The following is a 21,711-nucleotide window of genomic DNA, read 5'->3' as shown; positions in this document are numbered from 1 at the left end:
GCTGCCGGCGGCAGGGGATCCGCCGGCACGGACTCACACGGACGCGATCAGTCCGCCGTCGATCCGGATGGTGCTGCCGGTGATGTAGCCGGCCCGCGGGCTGGCGAGGAACGCGATCATGTCCGCGTACTCGGCGGGCCTTCCGTAGCGCCCGACCGGGATGGAGGCGACGCTCTCCGCGGAGACGTCGGCGACCGGCCGTCCCTCGCGCGCGGCCTTGGCCTCGTCGAGCTGGGTGATCCGCCCGGTCGCGATCCGGCCGGGGACGACAAGGTTGCTGGTGATGCCGTACGCGCCGACCTCGCGCGCCAGTGTCTTGTTCCAGCCGACGAGGCTGGAGCGCAGCGCGTTGGACAGGCCGAGGTTGGGGATGGGCGCGATGACGCCGCTGGAGGTGCTGGTGATGACGCGGCCCCAGCCGCGCTCGCGCATGCCGGGCAGTACGGCGTCGGTGATGCCGATGACGGAGAGCACCATCGAGTCGAAGTACCGCGACCAGGTCGTACGGTCCTGGCCGGCGACCGGGGTGGGCGGCGGGCCACCGGTCACGTTCACCAGGACATCCACCGGGCCCAACTGCTCCCCGATCGCGGCCACATGACCGGAGATCGAGTCGAGGTCGCCGAGGTCCCACTGGACAGCGGCCGTCGCCGTCCGGGCACCCACGCGCTCCTGGACCGCGTCCAGTGCCTCCTTGTTGATGTCGGCGAGGGCCACCTTGGCCCCTTCGGCGGCCAGCGCGTCGGCGATCGCACCGCCGAGACCGCCTCCGGCGCCGAGGACCAGCGCCACTTTGTCCTGCAGGTTGAGATCCACGAAACAACTCCTGATGACTCTTGGGAGACGGCGAAGCCGGAAACGGCGTCAGTCGGCCTGGGGGTGGCGGGACTCCGCCCGCACCGTCGACTTCAGGTGCCCGATCCCGGGGATGACGGCCTCGACCAGGTCGCCGTCGGCGACCACGATCGCCCCCGGGGTGCCGGTCGAGATGATGTCGCCGGGGTACAGCGGCATCATCTGGCTGTGGAAGCTGATCAGTGAGGCCGGCCGGTGGGTCATGTTGGCCACGGTGTTGGTCCGGCGCTGGTCACCGTTCACGACCGTGGAGACCTCGATGTCCTCCACCGCTCCGAACCGCTCCAGGACCTCGGCCAGCGGGACGAGTTCGGGGCCGAAGCAGAAGAACGTGGGGAAGTTCTTGGCCCGGGTCAGGAAGCGGGGGTTCTGCCGGAGGATGTCCTCGGCGGTCTGGTCCAGGATCGTCGTGACGCCCCAGACGTAGTCGAGGGCGTCCGCCTCGGAGACGTTGCGGCAGTACCGCCCGATCACGATCCCCAGTTCGGCCTCGACCGTCGTGCGCTCGCTCTGCCACGGAATCACGATCGGCTCGTCGGGGCCGACGATGGTGTGGTCGCCCTTGATGAACGACGCCGGCTGGTCCGGCGCGGTCTCGCTCAGATCGGCGGCGTGGTCGCGGTAGTTGAGCCCGATGCCCCAGATCTTGTGGGGCCGCCGGTACGGGGCGGTGAACACCACGTCGTCCGCCGGGGCGAAGACCTCCGCAGGAGCCGTCTCCGCTGACGCCGTCACCTCGCGCCAGGTCTTCTCGTCCAGCAACGCCATCGCGTCCGATGGCAGGTGAGGCCAGAAGTCCTCCACCGCCGCCACGCCGCGATCGCCGACGACAACGGGAACCGGGCGCCCGTCCCGGACAATGCTCGCCAGTCGCATACGGATCGATCCTCTCTACACCGAGATACGGTATCTCGTATCCTGCTCTGGCGAGATACGGTATCTCGTATCTGGTTCCTGTCAACGGATGAGAGAGCACCGTGGCGCGGGCGGAAAATGAGTCACGAAGGCATGGGCCCTACACGGGCACGAAAAGTTCCTGAGGGCGGCACCGTCAGCGCTGTGTCAGTGAAGCCGCTGGTCAGGGCCCTGTCGCCGCGAGGGAGGCAGATCTTTCACGCGTCAGGTGACTGTGCTGAGTGACCAGCGGGACGCCGGGGAACTCCGGGCATGCCGATGACCCGTCCCAGCGAGGCCGGGACGGGCTGGCGTTCGTACAGTCAGGCGCCCTGTGCGCCCTGCTGTCCCGCGAGGGCGGAGAGAACCTTCTCCATCACATAGTTGATGTGGGTGTACATCTCCCGGGACGCGGTCTCGGCATCACCCGAGTTGATCGCTTCGGCGACGGCGACGTGGGCCTGTCCGCACAGCTGTGAGTCCCAGCCGGTGAGCACGTCACGCCGACGCAGGGTCTGGCACAGCACCAGTGTTTCGTCGATGCGCTGCTGCGCCGTCGCGTTGTTCGACGCCAGTGCCACCGCGTGATGAAACTGCTGGTCGAGAGTGCGGAAGCGCTCGGCGTCGTTGGCCTGGGCGGCCTGCAGGGACTCCTCGGCCAGTGGCAGCAGCTGTGCCCGCCGGGCGGTGTCGGCCCGCTCGGCGGCGAGCCGCGCCGTCAATGCCTCCAGTCCCGCCCTGACCTCGTACGCCTCGCGGATCAGCCGAGCCGAAGGGACGACGACGTGTGCGTTGCCGTCGATCATCGAGACCAGCCCGATCATGCGGAGCTGGAGCAGTGCCTCGCGCACCGGGGTCTTGCTCACCCCGAGCATCGATGCGATCTTGGCTTCGCTCAGCCGCTCCCCGGGCGGCAGTCGCTTGCTGACGATCAGCTCGCGCACTTGGTCGAGCACGATGTCGCCCAGTTTCCTGGGCCTCTCCAGCGAGACCTCCACCGAGACGTCGCTCGCCGTGCCGTTGCCCATCGAAGTCCTCTGCCATGTCGGACGGAAACCCTGCGCAGCTCGCCCCTTCGCCGGCCGAGTCTGCTGATGTCGACCATCGATACCTGTGATCCAGAGCCGACGCCACCTGGAATACAAGATATCGTATCTCGTCAAGCTTCAGTCAGGCCATGGGGGAGGCGCCGTCGGGTCCGGCCGGAGTCCGGAGTGGCCGACCGTGGACCGCCGACACGAAGCCGGGTCTGCGCGAGTGCGGGACGGGCCAGGCGGCCGTGGGAGATGAGGGAGGCGGCCTGCTTGAGGCGGCGGGCCCTGATGCTGACCCTGTAGCCGTTTCCGGTGCGTTCCAGACGGGTTGGGGCGACGCGCAGTCAGAGGGTGGCATGGAGATGGCAGCCGAGGCATTCGGATCCAACCCTCTGCGACCATTCGCAGGGCTGGGGTCTCGTTCGAGTGCTCGTGCGCGGTGGGCGAGTCCACTTGGCGTCAGCTCTGTGGGGCCGGAGCGCGGTGGGGCGCGGGCGGTGTGCCGACGCCGGTGGCCCCGGTGAGGTCCGCGCCAGTGAGGTTTGCGTCGGTGAGCGTGGCGCCTGTCAGGTTGGCGTTCTTCAAGCTGGCGTCGGTGAACGTCGTGTACGAGAGGTCGCAGCCGCTGAGGTTGGCTCCGTTGAGGTTGGACCCGGCGAAGCAGAACCCGCTCAGGTCGTGGTCGACCAGCTCGGCGCCGCGCAGGTCGACCTTCTCCAGCTCGATGCTGTCTCCTGGCAGAATCATGCTGCGTCGGCTCAGTGCCGCAATGGCTCCGCCGACGTCGTCGCGGAGCCCACCGGTGTAGCGCGGCCGTTCGGCGTCCACCTCACCGGGCGGACGGGTCGGCGGCCAGGGTGCCTGTTGCCTGACGAAGGAGGCCAGCAGCGCGGCCACATGGCCGCGGTAGTGCGGTGCCGCGTCGGCGATCTGCTCCATGGCGTACACGCCGCCGTGCCGAACGGACACCTGCTCGCTCGACAGCTGCTCGATGGCCCGCGCGAACAGGTCGATGAACTGCCCTTCCCGGCTCACGCGGATCTGACGCAGGGTCAGCACCGCACCCAGCCCGATGCCTCCCAGCGCGACCAGACCCGCCGCACCCTGCAGAAGCACCACGCGTACGTCGTTCACCGCTTTGAGACGGTCGGCAGCCGAAAGCTGGAACCCGCCGTGGACGCCGATGTCGTGCCGCACGATCCACGCGGGCGCGAACGCCACGCACCAGCCCAGCAGTACGCCAATCCCCACCGTGATCACCACTGCCGGCAACGCAGTTCGCCGCATGCCCGAAGCATGAAGGCCATCCCCAACTGCTGACAAGGACGGGACCGGTCGACAGCGTGCAGTATCGATCACTCGTCGTCACAATCGCGGTCCGATCTGGACACCAACACCGGTGCTTGACGACGCCCGCAGTCGGACCTTGATCCGGTCCATGCTTGGGATGAACGGGCTGGAGGCCGCGCGAGACCTGTCGGAATCCGAGATCGCCGGAACACTCGCCGCGGACTCAGAAGATCGTCCTGAAACGAGATCTTCAGTGCCGTTCGTCTCCCTAGCCGCGCGTGGACGCGCTCCGGCTCATCGCAAGTACCGCGTCGCGGCGGTTGAGTCCGCCGAACGGTGAGCCGCCGGTCGGGGCGTCGCTGCCGCAGATCCAGGTGGGGCCGTCGGCCAGGTGGTCCAGCGCCTCCTCGGCAACGTCCCTGGGGTCGGCCGCCTCGCCGCCGTACGCGCGGCCTTGTGCCTCTTCCGCACGGCGCAGCGATGGAGTGTCGGTCCTGCCGAGGACGAGCCCCAGGACGTCCACTCCGCTGTCGCGCCACTCCGCCCACAGGCTTTCCGCCAGGATGAGATCGAACGCCTTCGTCGCGCCGTACGTGGCGAGCGTGGCCCCGCCTGCCCAGGCCGCGCCGGACGTCACCAACACCACGGCACCCCGCTTCCGTTCCACCATCGGGGCGCCGAAGCGGTAGGCCGCTTCCAGTACGGCGGCGCAGTTGCGGTGGACCAGTCCCAGGTGGGTGTCGAGATCCTTGTCGAGGAACGCGACGCTTCGGTCGTCGCCACCGGCGTTGTAGACGAAGAGCCCGACCTCCAGGTCGGAGGTCGCGCGTGCGAGTGCCTCCAGGGCGCCCGTGGCGCTGAGGTCGAGCGCGACCGTGCGGGCCTCGACGCCGTGCTGCGCCCGGATGTCGTCGGCGCATGCCTCCAGCACAGCTGAGCGCCGTGCCACCAGTACGACGTTCATGCCACGGGAGGCCATCCCGTGGGCGAACGCGGCACCGACTCCGTCGGATCCGCCGGCGACGATCCCCCACGGCCCGTACGTGGTCGTGAGAATTTCAGGCATTCCGTACTCCTCATCTGGGTCTACCGGTCAACTGGAATGAGCAGAAGGGCAGTTCACGCGCTCGCCTCGGCGAGGAGTTGCGCGGTCAGGACGACGACGAACACGACGTTGGCCACCAGGCGGTTGAGGATCGGCCGACCCGTACGGCCCGGGCCGATGAATCCGATCTTCACTCGTCCTCCAGGTGGCCGCGGATGGGCGGCGCGAGCATCTCCCGGTGTTCGGCGCTCCCGTCGAGGTTGGCGTTGACGCGTTCGGCGATGCGCCAGCCCTGTTCGGTGCGGACCCAGCGCCAGGTGTTCGCGGAGACCTGGAAGACCCAGAAGCGGCCCGCGTCGGCGTCCCAGCGCAGATGCAGCGCGTGGCTGCGGCCGGTGGCCTCGTCGCCGTCGACGACGATGTGGGGCGCGGTCAGGACGTGACCGCAGCCCTTGTGGATCAGGCTCTGGTGGCCGGCGCCGTGCACCATGCCGACGATGTCGTCCTGTCCTTGCATCCGTAGATGGGGGATGGCATCGAAGACGCCGTCGTCGGTCCACAGTCCTGCGGCGGCCTCGCCCGAGCCGCTGTCGACCGCGGGCCCGTACTGGGCGACGAGTTGCATGATCTCGACCTGGTCCTCCAGGGCGCGCACCTTCGCCGCCAGCCTTTCCACCGTGGCGCGCAACTGGGTAAGTTCGTCGGTCTCGCTCATCCGTCACAGCTCCCCGGGTAGAACGACGATGCGGGCCGGCCCGTTCGCGTCGCGTGCGGCGTCGAGCGCTTCGGGCACCTCGTCGAGCCCGACCGTCCGGCCGAGCATCGGCGTGACGTCGAGGCCGCCCGAGCAGACCGCCTCGAACGCCTCGTCCCAGTGGTCCGGTGACGGGCCGCCGCCGAACTGGATGTTGATGCCCTTCCGTTTGGCGGTCAAGGTGTGCAGGTGGTCGCCCTCCGGCGGACCGCCCACGGAGAAGATCCGGGTGCCGCGCTCGCACCCCTTGATGATCGAGTCGAGGACGCCGGGAACCCCGACGCACTCGAAGACGACGCACCCCGGCAGTCGGCCGGCCATCGCCGTTATCAGGTCCTTCGTCGGTCCGTCCGGCCCGTACGCCACATCCCGCCAGGCCCGGTACGGCGACATCTCGGCGGGATCGACGACCAGGTCGGCCCCCATGGCCAGCGCGGTCCTGCGCCGTGAGGCCACGAAGTCGACCGCGACGACCGGTCCCACACCGAGCCGTCGCAACCGCGCGATCACCGACAGGGCGACGGCACCGCAGCCGATGACCAACGGGACTTCCCTGGCCGTGACTTGGGCCCGTGACGCCGTCGACCAGCCCACCGAGATCGCGTCGGCGACACACACGACCTCGCTGGGCAGGTCGGAGGCCACGACCCGGGTCATCGCTTCGGTGAGCAGGAAGTACTCGCCGAATCCGCCGGGCGAGTCCGGGTTCTGCCCGATGATGCGGCGCCCGGCGGGCGTGGACAGCACCGGCAGGGAACTCACCCGGGTCCCGACGGGGATACGGCGTTCGGTGCCGGGCCCGTGGCCGACGACCTCGGCGCAGTACTCGTGCCCCATGACGATGTCGACGTCCTGGTCGTACGTCGACATCCCGCTGTCGTCGTCGGCGCCCGCCTCCGGATGGTCCATGAAATGCAGGTCGGAGGCGCAGATCCCGCACGCGAGCGAGCGGACGAGGAGCTGGCCGGGGCCGGGAACCGGGTCGTCGACGACCCGTACCTCGACCGTTCCGCCCCGCAGCACCGCAGCGCGCATCAGGTTCTCCCACCCGAGAAGCCGGTTCTCGCCTACGTCAGGGGACTCTAGCGACGCCGGGCGGGTTATAGAAGACCGTCTCCTATAATTGAGGGCATGACAGAGTCCCGCCGTCGCCCGGGGCGTCCACGCGACTCGAGCATCGACGAACGGGCCCTCGCGGCGACCCGCGAACTGCTCGTCCGGCGCGGCTTCGACGCGACGACGATCCAGGCCGTCGCGGAGCACTCCGGCGTCCACGCCTCGGCCATCTACCGGCGCTGGCCGACCCGGATCGAGCTGATCGAGGAGGCCACGTTCCCCGGACTCAACCCGTTGAGCGTCCGGCCGACGGGCGATCTCCGGCGTGACCTGCGCCGCTTCGTCCGCGCCTACCTGGCGGCCTTCGGCGCACCCGCGGCACGCGCGGCGGCGGCCGGTCTCCTCGCCCACCACCAGACCTCGGGGCGCCCCCGCACGCCGGAGACGGACCTGCGGGTGTCGGCGCGGCCCCAGTTCCGGGACATCCTGCGCGCCGCACCGCCCGGCAGCGTCGACCCCGCCGTGGACCCGGACGACGCCTTCGACATGCTCCTCGGCGCGGTGCTCGCCCGCACCCTTCTGCTGCCGGTCACCACGCGACAACGCCCCCTGGAGCGCACTGTCGACATGCTGCTCCGGATGTTGCGGCCCCTCGACCGGCCGACGTGACCAGAATGGGGCCGCGGTCCTCCCCGGTGACGGCGCTTCTGCTGACGAGGGGTTCCTGACCTGCGTACGGATGCCGCTCTGGTGATGATCGTGAGGTTGTCAGGCACAACTACCGATACGGCGCCCGTGCCTTCCGGCTCCGTACTCGAACGACCGGCCCTGGCGCCAGGGCCGGCTCCCGGGCAGCATTCCGCCCTCGGACGGCGGATATCAGCCGCGAGAAGGCTGCGAGCGGAGGCCCTCGATGAGACCTTCCATGTCGAGTTCGCCCTGACGAGTCTGTGCCCCAGCGGCGACGGCAGCGTGAAAGAACTCGACGACCTGCGGGCTTACGACCTGCCGCAACAGCTTGTTCTCCTCCTGCAGTCCGTCGGGCACTGACAGACCGAAGCCCAAGTCGACCGCCTGCTTGGCCAGCGAGACCGCTTCGGGCGGGAAGGAGGCGATCCGCTGAGCGAGTCGCTCCACGAACCCGTCGAGTTCGTCCGCGGGCAGCGCCCGGTTGATCAGCCCGTACCGCTCGGCGAGTGCGGCGTCGAAGGCATCGGCGCCGATGATCATCTCGAGCGCACGCGACCGTCCCAGGAGACGTGGCAGGTACTGCGAGCCTCCGCCGCCCGGAAGGACGCCCAGACTCACCTCGTTCTGAGCGAACAGCGCCTTGTCGAGCGCCGCGAACCGGAGGTCGAGGGCCGAGATGAACTCGATGCCGCCACCGCGTGTCCGTCCGGCGATCTTCGCGATCGTGACCTGCGGCAGGGTCCGGTAACTCTCGTGCAGTTCCTCGACGAAATTCAGTGCGCCGTCCTGGAGTAGCTGCTCCAACACAGCCTTGTCCTCTATGTCCACGTGGGCGTAGAAGTAGTCAGGATCGGCGCTGTCGAACACGATGACGCCCACGGTGTCGTCGGTCCGGACCTCGGCGCTGAACCGGGCAAGGTCGGAGAGCAACACGTGATCGCCGAGATTCATCGGCGGATGGTCGATCGTGACGTGCGCGATGCGATCGCTCACCTGGATCCGCAGAGCCTTGTAACCGTCGTAAGTCATGCGTCAACTCCTGCACAGAGCACTTCGGGGTACCCGAGGCGTATCGCCGTCCCGCCTCCCTACGCTAAAACCTGACGTCGGTGTGAGGGGCAAGCCCGTTGAAGGCCCAGGCCAAGAGATGATTCGGAATCCGGGCCCAAGACCCGAAACCGGTCGAGTCGATGCCGTCGAAAGCAGCGGACGACCTGCTGATCGACGAGTTGGTGAGCCGTGCCCAAGGTGCGGCCATCAACTGACCGGCGAGGGCGGGCTGTTGCCGCTGCCGGGGCGCCCGCCGGCCGACGGCCACGGTGACTGCATCGCTGTATTCGCCCGTTCCGACGCACGGGGAGCATGGCGCCCTGCCCTGTGGGAGGTATCCGCCCCCCACAGGGATGCCCGCGGTCGGCGAGCGACGTTTTACCTGGGCTGGGGGGATGTCCTGGTCTGGAGGATCTCGGTCACGGCCCCTTCGCGCCATCGCTGGAGGAGTTCGTGGAAGGCGACTGCGCCGTGGGGGTAGGCGGTCGGGCCGTTGGGCCGGCCGCGTCCTTCCCGGTTGTAGTAGCCGGGAGTGCATTCGGCGTGGAACCACTCGTGGTCGGGGGCACCCTCGGCGAGGGCGGCGATCCAGGCGTCCTCTGATGCGCGGGACGGCTCGACGAGGGCGCTCTTGGCTTCGGCAGCCGCGACCAGCGCAGCGGCGTGAACGGCTTGCTCGTCAAGGATGTGCGTGAAGTTGACGCTGCTGGCGTTGTGCAGGGATCCCATCTGGATCAGGTTCGGGAAGCCGTTGCTGGTGAAGCCGTGCAGAGTACGCGGACCCTGTTGTGCCCGGGCGTGCAGCAGTTGGGTGCCGCCTCGGCCGTGGACGGGCAGGTTGCCGGAGCTGATGCCGGAGGTCCCGGCGGAGAATCCGGTGGCGAAGATCAGGCAGTCGAGCTCGTACGAGGTGCCTGCGACCACGACGCCGTGTTCGGTGATGCGCTCGATGCCGTGGGTGTCCGCGGTGTCGACCAGGGTGACGTTGGCGCGGTTGAAGGCCGGGTAGTACTTGTCGGAGAACGTGGGGCGCTTGCAGGCGTACCGGTACCAGGGTGTGAGCTTGGCGGCCGTGTCCGGGTCGGTGACGGTCTCCTCGACGCGGGCGCGGAGCTCGTTCATCTTGGCGGCGTCGGCGATCTCGTAGGCGGCTTCGAACGCCGTCCGGTCGCCGTGTCGGCGGAAGCTCGGCAGGAGCTTCTCCAGGAGGCCCGCCGACCTCGTCCACTGGTCCGCCACGAGGTCCTCCTCGACCGGCTCGCCGGAGACGATGCGGAGGTAGTTCTCGCGACGCTCGCGTGCCCAGCCGTCGCGGCCGGCGCCGACATCGTCCGCGGTGGTGCGTCGGTTGGCGCGCACGTCGACGGTGGAGGGGGTGCGCTGGAAGACGTAGACATGTCCGGCGTCCTCGGCCAGCATCGGAACGACCTGGATTCCGGTGGCACCGGTGCCGACGATGCCCACCCGCTTGTGCGCGAGGCCGGTCATGCCGCCGTCCGGGGTGCCGCCGGTGTAGGCGTAGTCCCATCGCGACGTGTGGAACGTGTGCCCCTTGAAGTCCTCGATGCCAGGTATCCCGGGGAGCTTCGGTTCCGAGAGGGTGCCGGTCGCGGTGACGACGTACGTGGCTCGGAACACGTCGCCGCGGTCGGTGGCCACGATCCACGTCTCGGATGCCTCGTCCCAGGTCAATGAGGTGACCGAGGTGGAGAACAGGGCGTCTTCGTAGAGGTTGAACTTCCGTGCGATCCGTACCGCGTGGCGGCGGATCTCCTCGCCGGGGGAGTACTTCCACTCCGGTACGTACCCGGTTTCGTCGAGCATCGGCAGGTAGACGTGCGACTCGATGTCGCAGTGGATGCCCGGGTACCGGTTCCAGTACCAGGTGCCTCCGAAGTCGCCTCCCTTGTCGATGATGCGGATGCGCTCCACGCCTTCCTGCCGCATGCGGGCACCAGCGAGGATGCCGCCGAATCCACCGCCGATCACGGCGACGTCGACGGTGTCGTGCACCGGCTCCCGTTCGGCCACTTCTGTGTACGGGTCGGCCGCGTAGTAGCTGAACTCGGCGTCGGTGGCGCGGTATTGGCCGGCACCGTCGGGCTGTACGCGCCGCTCGCGTTCGAGGCGGTAACGCTGCCTCAGAGCGATGAGTTCGGCGCGGGTCGGGGCGTGAGGAATCGTCACGTGGGGGGCCTCGATCCTGTGGGCGTGCTGATGTGCAGGCCGCCCCGCAGTCGAGGCGAGGCGACTTGCCGTTACCGTAGCAACTACCGGACAGTGGTGTCCGGTTGGGGTCAGGGGGCGCACTGTCCGGCCGGAAGGCGTTGTCCCCGGCGCAGGAGCCTCCCCCACACCGGCCCCGCACCTGGCCCTCGTCCATCGACAGGAAGAGCGATCCCCCCATGCGACAACTCACGATCAGGCGCATTGCCGTACTCGCCACGATCGGCACCCTGACCCTGACCGGATGCGGTACAGAGACATCTGGCCCCGGCAGCAGCGAGGCTTCCCCCGGTACGGCCAGGACCATCACGGCCCAGAAGGTCATGCAGCTGACGACGGTGCACGAAGAGACCGGGATGACCCTGCTGGAGGGTCCGACCTTCGGCAAGGACGGCAGACTGCTCGTCGTCGACGTCACCGCGCCCGCGGGCGAGCCGAAGGTGATGAGCGTCGACCTCGCGAAGAAGACCTCGCGGGTGTTCCACACCGATGACCGGGGGGCCTACACCTCCGCGCAGTTCAGCCCGTACGACGGACGGCTCTATCTGACCGATTACGCCCACGGTGAGGTGGTGAGCCTGGCCCCGGACGGCAGCGATCCGCAGACCTTCTTCTCCGGCGATGTCGACGGAGCTCCGATGAACCCCGACGACATCGCCTTCGACAAGGAGGGCAACCTCTACCTCAGCGACTCACGTGGCCTGTCCGAGGGCGAGGAACAGGCCCGCGTGGTGCGGATCGACCGCGACGGCGAGAGGGCCACCGTCCTGGCCGGGCAGCTGGCCGCGACGAACGGAATCTCGTTCGACGTGGACTACCGCGGGCTGTGGATCAGCGAGCTCACCCAGAACCGGGTCTCCTACCTCCGCCTCGACGGAAACGGGAAGGTGACCTCCCGGCACACCGCCCTCCGCGTCGACGGTGGGATCGCCCAGACCGACTCCATCGCGGTGGACGCGGACGGCAATCTCTATCAGGCATTGCACGGCCGGCCCGCGATGATCGTGTACAGCAAGTTCGGTGAGCGCCTGGCGACCGTCGAGGTGCCCGGCCGCGCCGTGGGTCTCGAATCGGCGACGAACGTCGCGATCAGGCCCGGCTCACGGACGGCCTACATGACCGTCAGCGGACCGGCCGGAGGATACCTGTACACCTTCGACGCGCTGGCGAAGGGCGTCCGGCAGTCCAACGGCGGCTGAAACCCGTCGCCTGTTCACTCCTCGAAGGGGCGCACCGGCCCCACCGTGACGCCGAGCAGCCGCCAGGCCGCCAGCGCCCGGCGTTGCCGTTCCTCGCGGCTGTGGCCGGCGACGGCGCCGGAGACCATGGCGACGGCGAGCGTGAGGTCGCTCATCTCCCGCAGCAGGCCACCGTCCGGCAGGTGCCCGTCCAGGGCTCTTTCCACCCGCTCGGACAGGACCAGTGAGTGCGCGAGGTTCTTGGAGCTGCGGCCCGTCGCCTCAACGGACAAGAGGCCGATGAAAGCCGCCGACTCCGCCAGATGCCAGGTCAGCACACCGAGAACACTCGCGGAGGTCGCGTCCGGGGCCGCGGCCGCCTGCTCGATCTGCCGTACGTTCTCCTCCAGCACCGCACCGGCCACGGCGTCACGGTTGGGAAAGTGCCGGTAGAGGACGCCCTGCCCGACGCCTGCCTGGCGTGCTATCGCGGACAACGGAGCGTCCAGACCCTCCTGTGCGTAGATCTCCCGGGCAGCGGCGATCAGGGCGGCCCGGTTGCGGGCAGCGGCCTTGGACCCGCCGCTCGCGGGCCGCCGCTCGTCCGGTACGGGGGGCTGGGTCACCCCGGAAGGGTACCGGCGACGTCCCCCCTGTGGTCGTTCCGGTGAGAGCGCCCGGCCGTCGGTCGCTGCGTGCGCCCAGGGAACGGTGTGGACCACGAAATCTGAACGAGACCACGGGACGCGGCCGGGGACGGTTGATGCAGCATGCGGGCGGGGTTTTGGCCGTTGGGGCGGTGCACTGATCGCGGTTGTTCTACGGTAAAAACTGGACAGAGCAGGCGGCTTGGGGTGATGAGGTGGCGGAACCGTGGGCGGAACTGGGCGAGGCGGTCAGCGCGATCCGTGCGCAGCTGCAGGAGGCCATGGACGACGGCATCGGTAAGACGCTGCAGTTTCGAACCGGGCCGGTGGAGCTGGAGTTCACCGTCGAGGTCCGCAAGGAGGGCGAGGCCAAGACAAAGGTCTTCGTGCTGCCCTGGTCCGCCGAGGCTCGCGGAGCTGTGAGTTCTGACGCAGTTCACCGCATCAAGCTCACGTTGCAGCCTGTCGACGACACCGGCACGGACGCGCTCATCAGTTCCGAGGAAGAAGAGCGGCCGGCCTGACCGCAGAGCCCGCGGGCCAGGGGGGAAGGGGTAGGGGATGGACCAGGCGCGGGTCGTCGAGGTGTGGGTTCCAGGCGTCAAGCGATTCGGCAGCGGATACCTGCTCGCCGACTGCCTGGTCTTGACGTCCTACCACCTCGTGCGTGGCCTGGCACGCGGGGCCAGGGTCGAGGTGCGGCCCCTGGAAGTGCCGCAGCGCGCTGGTTGGCTGGCGGCGACGTTGTCCTGGCCATACGAGACGGTTGACATCGAGGCATTCCCAGAGCGGGATGCCGCGCTGCTGGTGATCGACGACCTGCCAGGCGGGGCTGGTCCGTTCGTAGGCGCGGTCCGCTTCGGGCAGGTCACTGGGATGGACCGGATTCCCTGCGAGGGGCTGGGCTTCCCGGACGCGGAGAAGCGCCCGGACAAGCAGCGCGACACCATGCCCGTGCGCGGCCACGTGGACACCCTTCAGGCGCTCAAGTCGGGCCTGCTGACCGTGCACGTCGACAAGGGCATTGTGGCCCGCCGGTTGCGGAGTAAGGACGGCAAGATCTCTTCCGGCTGGTCAGGCGTTTCGGGCGCCGCCATGTTCTGCGAGTCTCTCCTGGTCGGGGTCTTGGCCACCGACCGGAACATCGCGGAAGACGCCAGCGTCCTCGGCGCGGTTCCCATAGCCACCCTTGCGGACTTGCCCGGCTTCCGCGACACCCTCCTCGACTTCGGCATCGACTTACAGCTCGAACACGCCAGCCCAGCCGCCCGACACCTGTCCGCCTACTTGGCCGCGGCCTACCGCACCGCCATCCAGCAGCCCTATGCCGGCGTCGTGCCCGGCACGACACCGCCGCTGGCCGCCGTCTACCTGCGCCAACAGATCAGCCGACTCGACGCCTACGAAGCCCGTGTCACGGGAGCCGGGCCGGCCGACAGCGTCTTGACCGACCCACCGACCTGCGTGATCCTCTCCGGACCTGGCGGCGGCAAGTCCAGCCTGCTGCGCACCCGCCTCGCCAACGGCGTCAAACGCTGGCAGGACGGCCACAGCGAAGACCTACTGCCGGTCATGGTCCACGCGGCGGCCCTGGCCCAGCGCACCCTGACCGACGCACTCACGGTCGCCGCCTCGGACCTCGGCCTGGTGGAAGAGCTCCCCAAGGCGTTCTTCCGTAGCCCTCCGCGGCCGGGCGCCCGCTGGCTGGTGCTCCTCGACGGCCTGGACGAGGTCGCAGACCCGGCCCAGCGCAACAAGATTCTTCACAAGATCGCCGTGGCGACAACCGGGGAGCACGCCCACCTGTACCAGTTCGTCATCGCCACCCGCCCCCTGCCCGACGGCGAACTCGACACCCTCGGTACCGGAGTGCCCCGCTACGACTTGCAACCCTTCGACCACGACGACCTGGAGACCGTCGTCCATGGCTGGTTCCGAGTCATTCCCCTGCCGGATCCCGAGGGTGCCGCGCGGCGCTTCGTCCAGACACTGGACAGCAGTCGGCTGGCCGACCTCGCCCGCATTCCGCTGATGACCGCGATGCTCTGCCAACTCCACGCCGCCGCACCAGACCAGCCCCTGCCCGCCAGTCGCGGACAGATCTACCGCGACTTCATCATCCTTTTGGGCAAGCGCCAGAACCCCTCCGCCGCTCCGAACGCCCAATACCCCGGGCTGGAGGGCTACGCATCCGACGCCATCGCGCCCGCCCGAAAAGTACTGGAACACCTCCAGGACCTCATCGACTGCGTCGCCGCCGAACGCCATGCCGGAAACACTCTCCCGGCGCTCACCATCGTTCAGTCCCGGAATGTGGCCCGATGTCCCAAGAACGTACTCGTCACGGACTGGCGCGCTTTCCTGGATGCCTGCCTACGCCGCAGCGGCCTGCTCACCCCACAGGGCAACGACCTCGTCTTCCTCCACCACACCCTCCTGGAGCACCTCGCCGCCCGCCACCTCACGGATGCCACACACAACCTCGTGGACGACCCGCACACCGGCACCCGAGCCGTACGCGATGTGTTCCACCAGCCGCGGAGATACTGGCCCCGCAGACAGCAGTGGCCCCGGCCACCGTGGCCCGACGGCATTACGTGGCGGGTGTGGGGGCGCAGGTATTGGGCACCTCCTGATCCAGACCCCTCCTACGTCGGCTTCCTCCTCGATGCCGCACACCACCGCGGCCGCGCCTCAGGTGCTAAATACCTCGGCCGCCTGACCCGAGGCGGGCTCCCGGGCTGGGAGTTCATCGTCACCCTTAACCGCTTGGGTACCGATCTCCCCGACAACGTCCTCCACACAACTGCCGACGGCCTGTACGCGCTGGCCCGCGAGTTCACCCAGGAAAGCCATAAACGTGTGAGGATGGCCGACGCGCTGGCTGGGCTCGGGGACTCACGCGGCGCCGACTTCCTATACGCCCTCGCTGACGGCACCGCCTTGGCCGCCCATGAGCGCGTGCGAACGTATGAACGCGTGCAGGCGGCCGAGGCGCTGGCCAACCATGGCGACCCGCGTGCTGCCGAGCTCCTGTACGCCCTTGCCCACGACACCACCCTCACCAGCGGCGACCGCGTGCGGGCGGCCATAGCGCTTGTTGACCATCGGGACCCGCGTGCCGCCGACCTCTTGTACACCCTTGGCCACGACACCACCGAGGCCAGCTATCAACGTGTGGCGACGGCCGTCGCGCTGGCCGGGCTCGGCGACTCACGCGGCGCCGACCTCCTCCATGTCCTCGCCCAGGCCGGGCTTGTCCGTGTGCGGGCGGCCATAGCGTTGGCTGGGCTCGGTGACTCGCGTGGTGCCGACCTCCTGCACGCCGTCGCCGAGGACACCACGGAAGCCGGCTATGACCGCATGCCGGCGGCCATGGCGTTGGCCGAACTCGGGGATCCGCGCGCTGCCAACCTCTTGGACACTCTCGCCCGCGACACCCGCCTCGGCGCCGGCGACCGCGTGCGGGCGGCCATAGCGCTGGCTGACCGCGGGGACTCGCGCGCCGCCGACCTCTTGCACGCCCTTGCCCGCAACACCACCCTGGCCAACTATGACCGCGTGCAGGCGGCCGAAGCGCTGGCGGGACTCGGCGCTCCCGCGCCATTGCCCTCTTCTCCTCAAGGGCCAAACGCCTAATTGAAAATCCTCCGGAGGGACCAGCGAAACCCTCCTCGGCTATCAGAGAGTCCTTCAATATCCCCTAGGTCATCAAGCTGAATTTCCGCATTCACAAGCTTCTCCTCCGCCTGGCTGGAGAACGCGTTCGCGCCTTGCCAGTGAGGTGCGAAGCCAGCTGCCGGACACCCACCCAACGAAGCCCGGCTACATGATCACCCTGCCGCATTTCACGTAATTCGTTCGCGAGGCCAAAGGACTCAAGGTGACCTCTCGCAGTGAAGGCTGAGCGATTCTCAGCAAAGGCTGGGCACTGATCGTTCTACTTACCGATGGTCAAGCGCAGGTCAGCAGTCCAGTGGACCTCCCGTGCGCGCGGGGGCGTGGTAAATCCCCGGGCGTGCGCCGAGGGTGCTTCTGTCTGCCCTGTCGTGGGCGCGTGCCGGTTCGGAACGCTGGTGGGGTTCGTTCCGGCCGAAACCGATTAGGTCATGCGCCCAGCCTCAATGCGAGAGGTCACTTCACTGACGGGGTATGCATTGGCTCCGGTGAAGACAGTGAGAGGGAACTTGTGAACGGTGAGGGCCCCATGCCGCAGTGGCCTCTTCCGGAGGGTGATGGCCTTCCGGCGCGTCAGCTTGTAGAGGGGACCTTGGCCCCCATCGTCGTTCTCGACGCACAGTTGCGCCATCTGTACGTCAACCCGGCATGGGTCCAGGTCAGCGGCGTGCCCGCCACCGCGTTCCTGGGGCGAACTCTGGAAGAGGTGCTGCCGGACCTTCAGAGCCCGGACGACGTCCTGGTCGACGTGCTCGCAGACGGGCAACCCCGGGAGGCAACCATCGCAGGAACGACAGAGGTCGCTTCGCCACTGGGGCAGAGGCTCTGGCGAGCGGTCTACCACCGGGTGGATCTACCGGGACAGGACGCGCGGCTGTGCGGGATCGGCGTGGAGATCAGCAATCTCCGCCGTTATGTGACCGATCTGGAGACCGCACATCAGCGGCTTGCTCTGCTGGACGCCGCGGCCGCGTGCGTCGGCACGACACTCGACATCGAAACCACGTGCCAGGAGCTGGTCGACTTCCTGGCCCCCTCGCTCGCCGACATGGCCGTGGTGGGAATCGTCGAAGACGACTTCACCGGTGCTCCCCCGCCGCCTCCCGGTCTCCTGAGGCTGCGCAAGGCGGGGGGCTCCGCGCTCCCCGGGATGGAATGGGTGCTGCACCAGATGGGCGGACCAGGACCATACGTCGACGTTCCCCGTGGCGTCGCAACCCGGCATTGCCTGGACAGCGGGCGGCCGTGGCTGGGCAACCTGGCCTCGGACGAGCTGTTCCAGAAGGTGACCGTGACCCCCGAACGGACCAGGCTCTTCCGTGCGGCCGGCATCCACTCGCTTCTCATCACCCCGCTGATCACGGCAGGCCGCCCGGTCGGCGTCGTCATTCTGGGCCGGGCCGGCGCATCGCGGCCCTTTGACGACAACGACCTCGCCACACTCCAGGCGCTGGCCGGCCGGGCCGCCCTCTCGATCGACAGCGCGCGCCGCTACAGCTACGAACACACCATGGCGCTGGAACTCCAGCGGGCCCTGCTGTCCGAGCCCCGCACCCCCCACCCCGCTGTGGAAGTGGCCGCCCGCTACCTCCCCTCCGGCCGCAGCGTCCTCGTCGGCGGGGACTGGTACGACTCGATTCCCCTGCCGGACTCCCGCACCTTGCTGGTCATGGGCGATGTGATGGGCCACGGCTTCCGGGCCGCTGTCGCCATGAGCCAGTACCGCTCCCTGCTCCGCACCATCGCCGCTTCCGGCGCGGGCGTCGACAAGATCCTCGGCGAGTTCGACCGCCAGGTAGCGCACCTCGGCCTTGACCGCCTCGCCACCTGTCTGCTCGCGGTCATGGATCCCGGTGCGGGCACCTGCACGATGGCCAGCGCCGGGCATCTGCCACCCGCCGCCGTGCAGCCGGACGGCAGCATCAAGGTCCTGTGGCTCCCGGCCGGCCCACCCATCGGCACCGGACTCGGCGGCTACGAACCACTCACCGTACGAATGGACCGCGGCACCACACTGCTGCTCTACACCGACGGCCTGGTTGAACGACGCGACACAGACATCGACACCTCTGTGCAGACGCTTGAGACCGTGAACCTGCCAGCAGACAGCCCCCTCGACGACATGATCGACACGCTCATGGCCCGCCTGGCGAACGGTGCGTACGAGGACGATGTCGCGATCCTCGCCGCTCGCCCACGCGACGGAAATCAATAGTCTTCCCCGTTCAACCTTCGCTGCGACAGAGTAGGGACCCGTCGGCGTCCGTGGCTGTACCTCTGGCCTGGGACGCGGGAAATCCGGCAGTCCAGCGTGGGAAACGATCTCTATCGACCCCTGTATAAGCCCTGACCAGCGAGTTCCGTCGGTGCCCCCAGGATGCGGGTCATACAGGAGGTGCACAGAATGGCGATCGAGTGACCCCTCGCAGCGAAGGTTGAGCATTCTCATCGAACATTGAGCGCCTGTCCGCGGGGGCCTAGAAAGGAACGCGTCCCGAGTGCAGCCCAGCGGTCCCGGTCAGAGGCCGATCGGACCGCGGTCACGCAGATGAGGGTCGTCGATGCTCATATCGTCGGACTCGACCGCGAGGCGCACTTTTTGATTCACCGTTTCGTCCCCGCCCGCGAAGTCCGCTAGTGCCACGCGTACCGGCACATCGGGCTCCGGTTCCCCATCGGGCGCCCTCACTACCCATGGTTTCATCACCGGCACATCGGGCTCCGGTTCCCCATCGGGCGCCCTCACTACCCATGGCATCGCCGGAGGGGGTGGGACAGCGGCGCACGCGAAGTGTCGCACCGAGTCGACCAGAGCCTGCAGGCGGTCCACATGGATGTGGTGCACGGCCTCGCCGACGACACGGGTCGCGTCGTCGGCGAGGGCCAGGAAAGTCGGGTGCAGGATGTACTTGCCCAGCTTGACCGCCGCCTCCCACGCCTCGTCGCCGCGGGCCAGGTCGGTGAAGACGGCAGCGGTCCATCCCTCGGGTGAGGCGTGCGGGAGCATCAGCCGCCCGAGAACGTCGAAGGCGTCGGCCGTCTGGCGCTCACCAAGATGCGGTACCTCGGCCTGACCTGCCAGACCGAGGTCAGTCTCTGACCATCGGTGTGCCAGCGCATGCACGGCGAGTTGGAGAGAGGTGCAAACGAAGGCACTCTGCGCTGCGGCCCCGACCGGTGGGTGGGCTGGCCGGTCATGGCCTAACATCGCCTGTGTCTGTCCGGCCAGGAGGCCAAGAGCCTCGGTCCGCCGGTCCGGGTCTGGCGGGTCCCGCCGCAACTCCCGGGCCGCGCTGCGGGCGGCCCTCAGCATCCCGCGAGCCAGCTGGTCGAACTGCTTAAGCGAAGTGGCGACCCAGTAACTGGGGCCCGTACGGTCGTCGGCGTCCATATTGTCCCCTCCCCAGCCGGACCGACAGTACGAGCGGCGCGATCGAGTAAGGCCGGTAAGCCCAGGATGCCCTGCTTGATGTCGTTGTTCCATATGCAGTAGTTGCGCATCTGCCAACACCCCCACCAGCAGTGCTGAAACGGCCGGCAAAACCTCACCGGATGACACTGCTTCAACACTGCGCAATCCGGCACTCAGCTTTCGGTGAGAATCACTCAACGTTCACTGCGAGGGGTCATCGAGTGGGACCGCATCGGGCAGGTCGCTTTCGACCGGCATGTGGAGGCGTTGCTCCACCGCATGTACGACGGCAGGGCGATCGCCATGAACGGACGTGGTGGTGACCAGGGGATCGACGTTCGCGTCAGCACCGATGCCGGGCTGCGGATCTTTCAGCTGAAGTACCACCCTGACGGCTTTCCCGGCTCCTACCGGGGGCGCCGCACCGCGATCAAGAAGTCGTTCCTGCGGGCCATGCAGCATGATCCGGTGGAGTGGACCTTGGTGGTCCCCTGCACGCTCACCGGGTCGGAGCGCTCCTTCGTCGACAGGCTCGCCGTCGGCCGGACGGTGAAGGTGTCCGTGATGGACCGACCGGCACTCGATGACGCCTTCGCCGTCCACTCCTCCCTGGAAGCCACGTTCACTCGCGATCAGGCGCGGGAGGCGGCCAGGGACTTCGGCCGCGAACAGGCACTTCTGGTGGACGGGGACGACCTGATCGAGCGTGTCCGGGCCCTCGGCAACCGGGCGGACAACATCGACCCCGACTGGACCTGGGACTTCCAGCGCCGGGGTGACACCGTCATCCGGACACTGCGTGCCCAGCACGCGCTCGCGCACGAGGTCAGTCCCGTCCGGCTGAGTCTGAAGACACGCCCCGAGGCCATGGACGCCGGACTGACCGCAGCTTTCACCCGGTCCCTGGGATACGGGACTGCCGAGGAAGTCGAACTGCCCCCTGAAGGGGTGGCCAGCCTGACGGTCGACGGCCCGGAGTGGCTGTCGAAGACGGTGAGTGACGTCCGAGTGACCTGGGAACCCGTTCCAGACGCCGTTCCGTCCGCCGCCGCCGAGGTCGAGTTCCTGGACCCGGAAGGTGTGCCGACCGGGCGGTACGCCGGACGCCTGATCGCACACCGCTCGGGAGAACTGGGAGCGTCCGTCGAAGCCGACATCCTCGGCGCCCGGCTGCAGATGCTCGTCCCGTTCGACCAGCGCACCGAGGGGATGGTGCGGTACTCCTTCGACCTCACCGGCCGAGATCCCGCCGAGGCCACGAGAGTGCTGCGGCTGTACCAGCGCATCCTGCGCGGCGGTTCGCTTCGCGTCAGCGTCAACGGCACCGAGGTTGGCTCCGGGAAGCTGTCCACCAGAGGCACCGAGGAGGACAGCACCGAGGTCGAGAAGCTGCTGTCGTACCTCTCGGACCTGGAGGTCGTGCAGCGCCACTGCGAGGCCTACTTCCCCGCGCCGCTCGTCTACAGCGGCGCCGAGCGCATCGACCTCCGGATCGCACGTCTGCTCATCGAGGGACGCTGCGTGGCCGACCGGTCGGCGCACACGGTCACCGCCACCCTCAACGGCCTCGATTCCCCCGAACTCCGAACCGCCCTCGGCCCGCAGCCCCAATGCCTGCGCTTCGGAGGCAAAGGCTTCGAATTCACCATCGGCGGCCGCACCTTGGACATCGGCTCTGTCCATGTGTTCCACGCCCGAGTCATTGCGGACAACGGTCAGCAGGCCATCGCAGCACTCAAAGCCGGACGGGCTGCCGGCACGAAAGTCGTCTTTCGCCCCCAGGACGGCGAGCACTTCCGCCTCTATCTCGCCGAAGCCCCGGACCACTCCCGTGCCTTGGTCCCCGTTCCGCTCGGCCTGCCCGGCTACACCGACCCCCGCTGACGGCCCGGCGCTGCCGCT

At 68.4% G+C, this 21,711-nt stretch carries 17 protein-coding genes; 6 read left to right on the top strand and 11 right to left on the bottom strand.

Going from position 1 to position 21,711, the window contains the following annotated elements:
• Window positions 1-33: 33 nt before the first annotated feature.
• From ACWCRB_RS11470 to ACWCRB_RS11440, 7 genes are all read right to left on the bottom strand, one after another.
• Window positions 34-816 (bottom strand): SDR family oxidoreductase, encoded by a 783-nt coding sequence (locus ACWCRB_RS11470; protein WP_389349324.1) that lies wholly within the window; start codon window positions 814-816, stop codon window positions 34-36.
• A 48-nt stretch (window positions 817-864) separates the two neighbouring features.
• The gene (locus ACWCRB_RS11465; RefSeq protein WP_389349325.1) at window positions 865-1,731 is read right to left on the bottom strand and encodes a fumarylacetoacetate hydrolase family protein; all 867 of its coding nucleotides are present in this window, start codon (window positions 1,729-1,731) and stop codon (window positions 865-867) included.
• Window positions 1,732-2,072: 341 nt separating this feature from the next.
• Window positions 2,073-2,777 carry a GntR family transcriptional regulator gene (locus tag ACWCRB_RS11460; RefSeq protein WP_389349326.1) on the bottom strand — a complete coding sequence of 235 codons (705 nt, stop codon included), beginning with the start codon at window positions 2,775-2,777 and terminating at the stop codon, window positions 2,073-2,075.
• Between the two features lie 465 nt (window positions 2,778-3,242).
• Window positions 3,243-4,070, bottom strand: a complete 828-nt coding sequence (locus tag ACWCRB_RS11455) for a pentapeptide repeat-containing protein (RefSeq protein WP_450995837.1) — start codon at window positions 4,068-4,070, stop codon at window positions 3,243-3,245.
• 271 nt (window positions 4,071-4,341) lie between these two features.
• Window positions 4,342-5,139: an SDR family NAD(P)-dependent oxidoreductase gene (locus tag ACWCRB_RS11450; RefSeq protein WP_389349328.1), complete on the bottom strand. Its 798-nt coding sequence runs from the start codon at window positions 5,137-5,139 to the stop codon at window positions 4,342-4,344.
• Between the two features lie 169 nt (window positions 5,140-5,308).
• On the bottom strand, window positions 5,309-5,833 hold the full coding sequence (locus ACWCRB_RS11445; RefSeq protein ID WP_389349329.1) for a nuclear transport factor 2 family protein: 525 nt from the start codon (window positions 5,831-5,833) through the stop codon (window positions 5,309-5,311).
• 3 nt (window positions 5,834-5,836) lie between these two features.
• Entirely contained in the window at window positions 5,837-6,907 is a 1,071-nt protein-coding gene (locus ACWCRB_RS11440; protein WP_450995836.1) for a zinc-binding dehydrogenase, read from the bottom strand.
• A 96-nt stretch (window positions 6,908-7,003) separates the two neighbouring features.
• On the opposite strand from ACWCRB_RS11440, the gene ACWCRB_RS11435 reads away from it, so the two are divergent.
• Entirely contained in the window at window positions 7,004-7,597 is a 594-nt protein-coding gene (locus ACWCRB_RS11435; RefSeq protein ID WP_450995835.1) for a TetR/AcrR family transcriptional regulator, read from the top strand.
• A gap of 210 nt (window positions 7,598-7,807) precedes the next feature.
• On the opposite strand, the gene ACWCRB_RS11430 is transcribed toward ACWCRB_RS11435, so the two are convergent.
• Both ACWCRB_RS11430 and ACWCRB_RS11425 read right to left on the bottom strand, forming a co-directional pair.
• On the bottom strand, window positions 7,808-8,647 hold the full coding sequence (locus tag ACWCRB_RS11430) for an enoyl-CoA hydratase/isomerase family protein (RefSeq protein ID WP_389349332.1): 840 nt from the start codon (window positions 8,645-8,647) through the stop codon (window positions 7,808-7,810).
• A gap of 399 nt (window positions 8,648-9,046) precedes the next feature.
• Window positions 9,047-10,855, bottom strand: a complete 1,809-nt coding sequence (locus ACWCRB_RS11425) for a flavin-containing monooxygenase (protein WP_450995834.1) — start codon at window positions 10,853-10,855, stop codon at window positions 9,047-9,049.
• A gap of 218 nt (window positions 10,856-11,073) precedes the next feature.
• Here ACWCRB_RS11425 and ACWCRB_RS11420 point away from each other — a divergent pair, with 218 nt between their 5' ends.
• Window positions 11,074-12,093 carry an SMP-30/gluconolactonase/LRE family protein gene (locus ACWCRB_RS11420; protein ID WP_389349334.1) on the top strand — a complete coding sequence of 340 codons (1,020 nt, stop codon included), beginning with the start codon at window positions 11,074-11,076 and terminating at the stop codon, window positions 12,091-12,093.
• A 14-nt stretch (window positions 12,094-12,107) separates the two neighbouring features.
• On the opposite strand, the gene ACWCRB_RS11415 is transcribed toward ACWCRB_RS11420, so the two are convergent.
• On the bottom strand, window positions 12,108-12,698 hold the full coding sequence (locus ACWCRB_RS11415) for a TetR/AcrR family transcriptional regulator (RefSeq protein ID WP_389349335.1): 591 nt from the start codon (window positions 12,696-12,698) through the stop codon (window positions 12,108-12,110).
• 188 nt (window positions 12,699-12,886) lie between these two features.
• On the opposite strand from ACWCRB_RS11415, the gene ACWCRB_RS11410 reads away from it, so the two are divergent.
• The 3 genes from ACWCRB_RS11410 (at window position 12,887) to ACWCRB_RS11400 (ending at window position 18,612) form a co-directional block, all read left to right on the top strand.
• Window positions 12,887-13,243, top strand: coding sequence for a trypco2 family protein (locus ACWCRB_RS11410; protein WP_450995833.1), 357 nt, complete (start codon window positions 12,887-12,889; stop codon window positions 13,241-13,243).
• A 37-nt stretch (window positions 13,244-13,280) separates the two neighbouring features.
• Window positions 13,281-16,358 (top strand): NACHT domain-containing protein, encoded by a 3,078-nt coding sequence (locus ACWCRB_RS11405; protein ID WP_450995832.1) that lies wholly within the window; start codon window positions 13,281-13,283, stop codon window positions 16,356-16,358.
• Between the two features lie 568 nt (window positions 16,359-16,926).
• Window positions 16,927-18,612, top strand: a complete 1,686-nt coding sequence (locus tag ACWCRB_RS11400) for a SpoIIE family protein phosphatase (protein WP_450995831.1) — start codon at window positions 16,927-16,929, stop codon at window positions 18,610-18,612.
• Between the two features lie 303 nt (window positions 18,613-18,915).
• On the opposite strand, the gene ACWCRB_RS11395 is transcribed toward ACWCRB_RS11400, so the two are convergent.
• Window positions 18,916-19,788: a hypothetical protein gene (locus ACWCRB_RS11395; protein WP_450995830.1), complete on the bottom strand. Its 873-nt coding sequence runs from the start codon at window positions 19,786-19,788 to the stop codon at window positions 18,916-18,918.
• 204 nt (window positions 19,789-19,992) lie between these two features.
• On the opposite strand from ACWCRB_RS11395, the gene ACWCRB_RS11390 reads away from it, so the two are divergent.
• The gene (locus tag ACWCRB_RS11390; protein WP_450995829.1) at window positions 19,993-21,693 is read left to right on the top strand and encodes a hypothetical protein; all 1,701 of its coding nucleotides are present in this window, start codon (window positions 19,993-19,995) and stop codon (window positions 21,691-21,693) included.
• Window positions 21,694-21,711 lie beyond the last annotated feature (18 nt).

It is taken from the genome of Streptomyces sp. NPDC002156, from assembly GCF_053593675.1.
The sequence above is the reverse complement of the archived record's forward strand: the minus strand, read 5'-3'. Positions and strand labels throughout refer to the sequence as shown.

Coding starts and splice junctions, on each gene's coding strand:
- ACWCRB_RS11465 (WP_389349325.1), bottom strand. CDS start 1,731: ATGCGACTGGCGAGCATTGTCCGGGACGGGCGCCCGGTTCCCGTTGTC.
- ACWCRB_RS11460 (WP_389349326.1), bottom strand. CDS start 2,777: ATGGGCAACGGCACGGCGAGCGACGTCTCGGTGGAGGTCTCGCTGGAG.
- ACWCRB_RS11455 (WP_450995837.1), bottom strand. CDS start 4,070: ATGCGGCGAACTGCGTTGCCGGCAGTGGTGATCACGGTGGGGATTGGC.
- ACWCRB_RS11450 (WP_389349328.1), bottom strand. CDS start 5,139: ATGCCTGAAATTCTCACGACCACGTACGGGCCGTGGGGGATCGTCGCC.
- ACWCRB_RS11445 (WP_389349329.1), bottom strand. CDS start 5,833: ATGAGCGAGACCGACGAACTTACCCAGTTGCGCGCCACGGTGGAAAGG.
- ACWCRB_RS11440 (WP_450995836.1), bottom strand. CDS start 6,907: ATGCGCGCTGCGGTGCTGCGGGGCGGAACGGTCGAGGTACGGGTCGTC.
- ACWCRB_RS11435 (WP_450995835.1), top strand. CDS start 7,004: ATGACAGAGTCCCGCCGTCGCCCGGGGCGTCCACGCGACTCGAGCATC.
- ACWCRB_RS11430 (WP_389349332.1), bottom strand. CDS start 8,647: ATGACTTACGACGGTTACAAGGCTCTGCGGATCCAGGTGAGCGATCGC.
- ACWCRB_RS11420 (WP_389349334.1), top strand. CDS start 11,074: ATGCGACAACTCACGATCAGGCGCATTGCCGTACTCGCCACGATCGGC.
- ACWCRB_RS11405 (WP_450995832.1), top strand. CDS start 13,281: ATGGACCAGGCGCGGGTCGTCGAGGTGTGGGTTCCAGGCGTCAAGCGA.
- ACWCRB_RS11400 (WP_450995831.1), top strand. CDS start 16,927: ATGCCGCAGTGGCCTCTTCCGGAGGGTGATGGCCTTCCGGCGCGTCAG.
- ACWCRB_RS11395 (WP_450995830.1), bottom strand. CDS start 19,788: ATGGACGCCGACGACCGTACGGGCCCCAGTTACTGGGTCGCCACTTCG.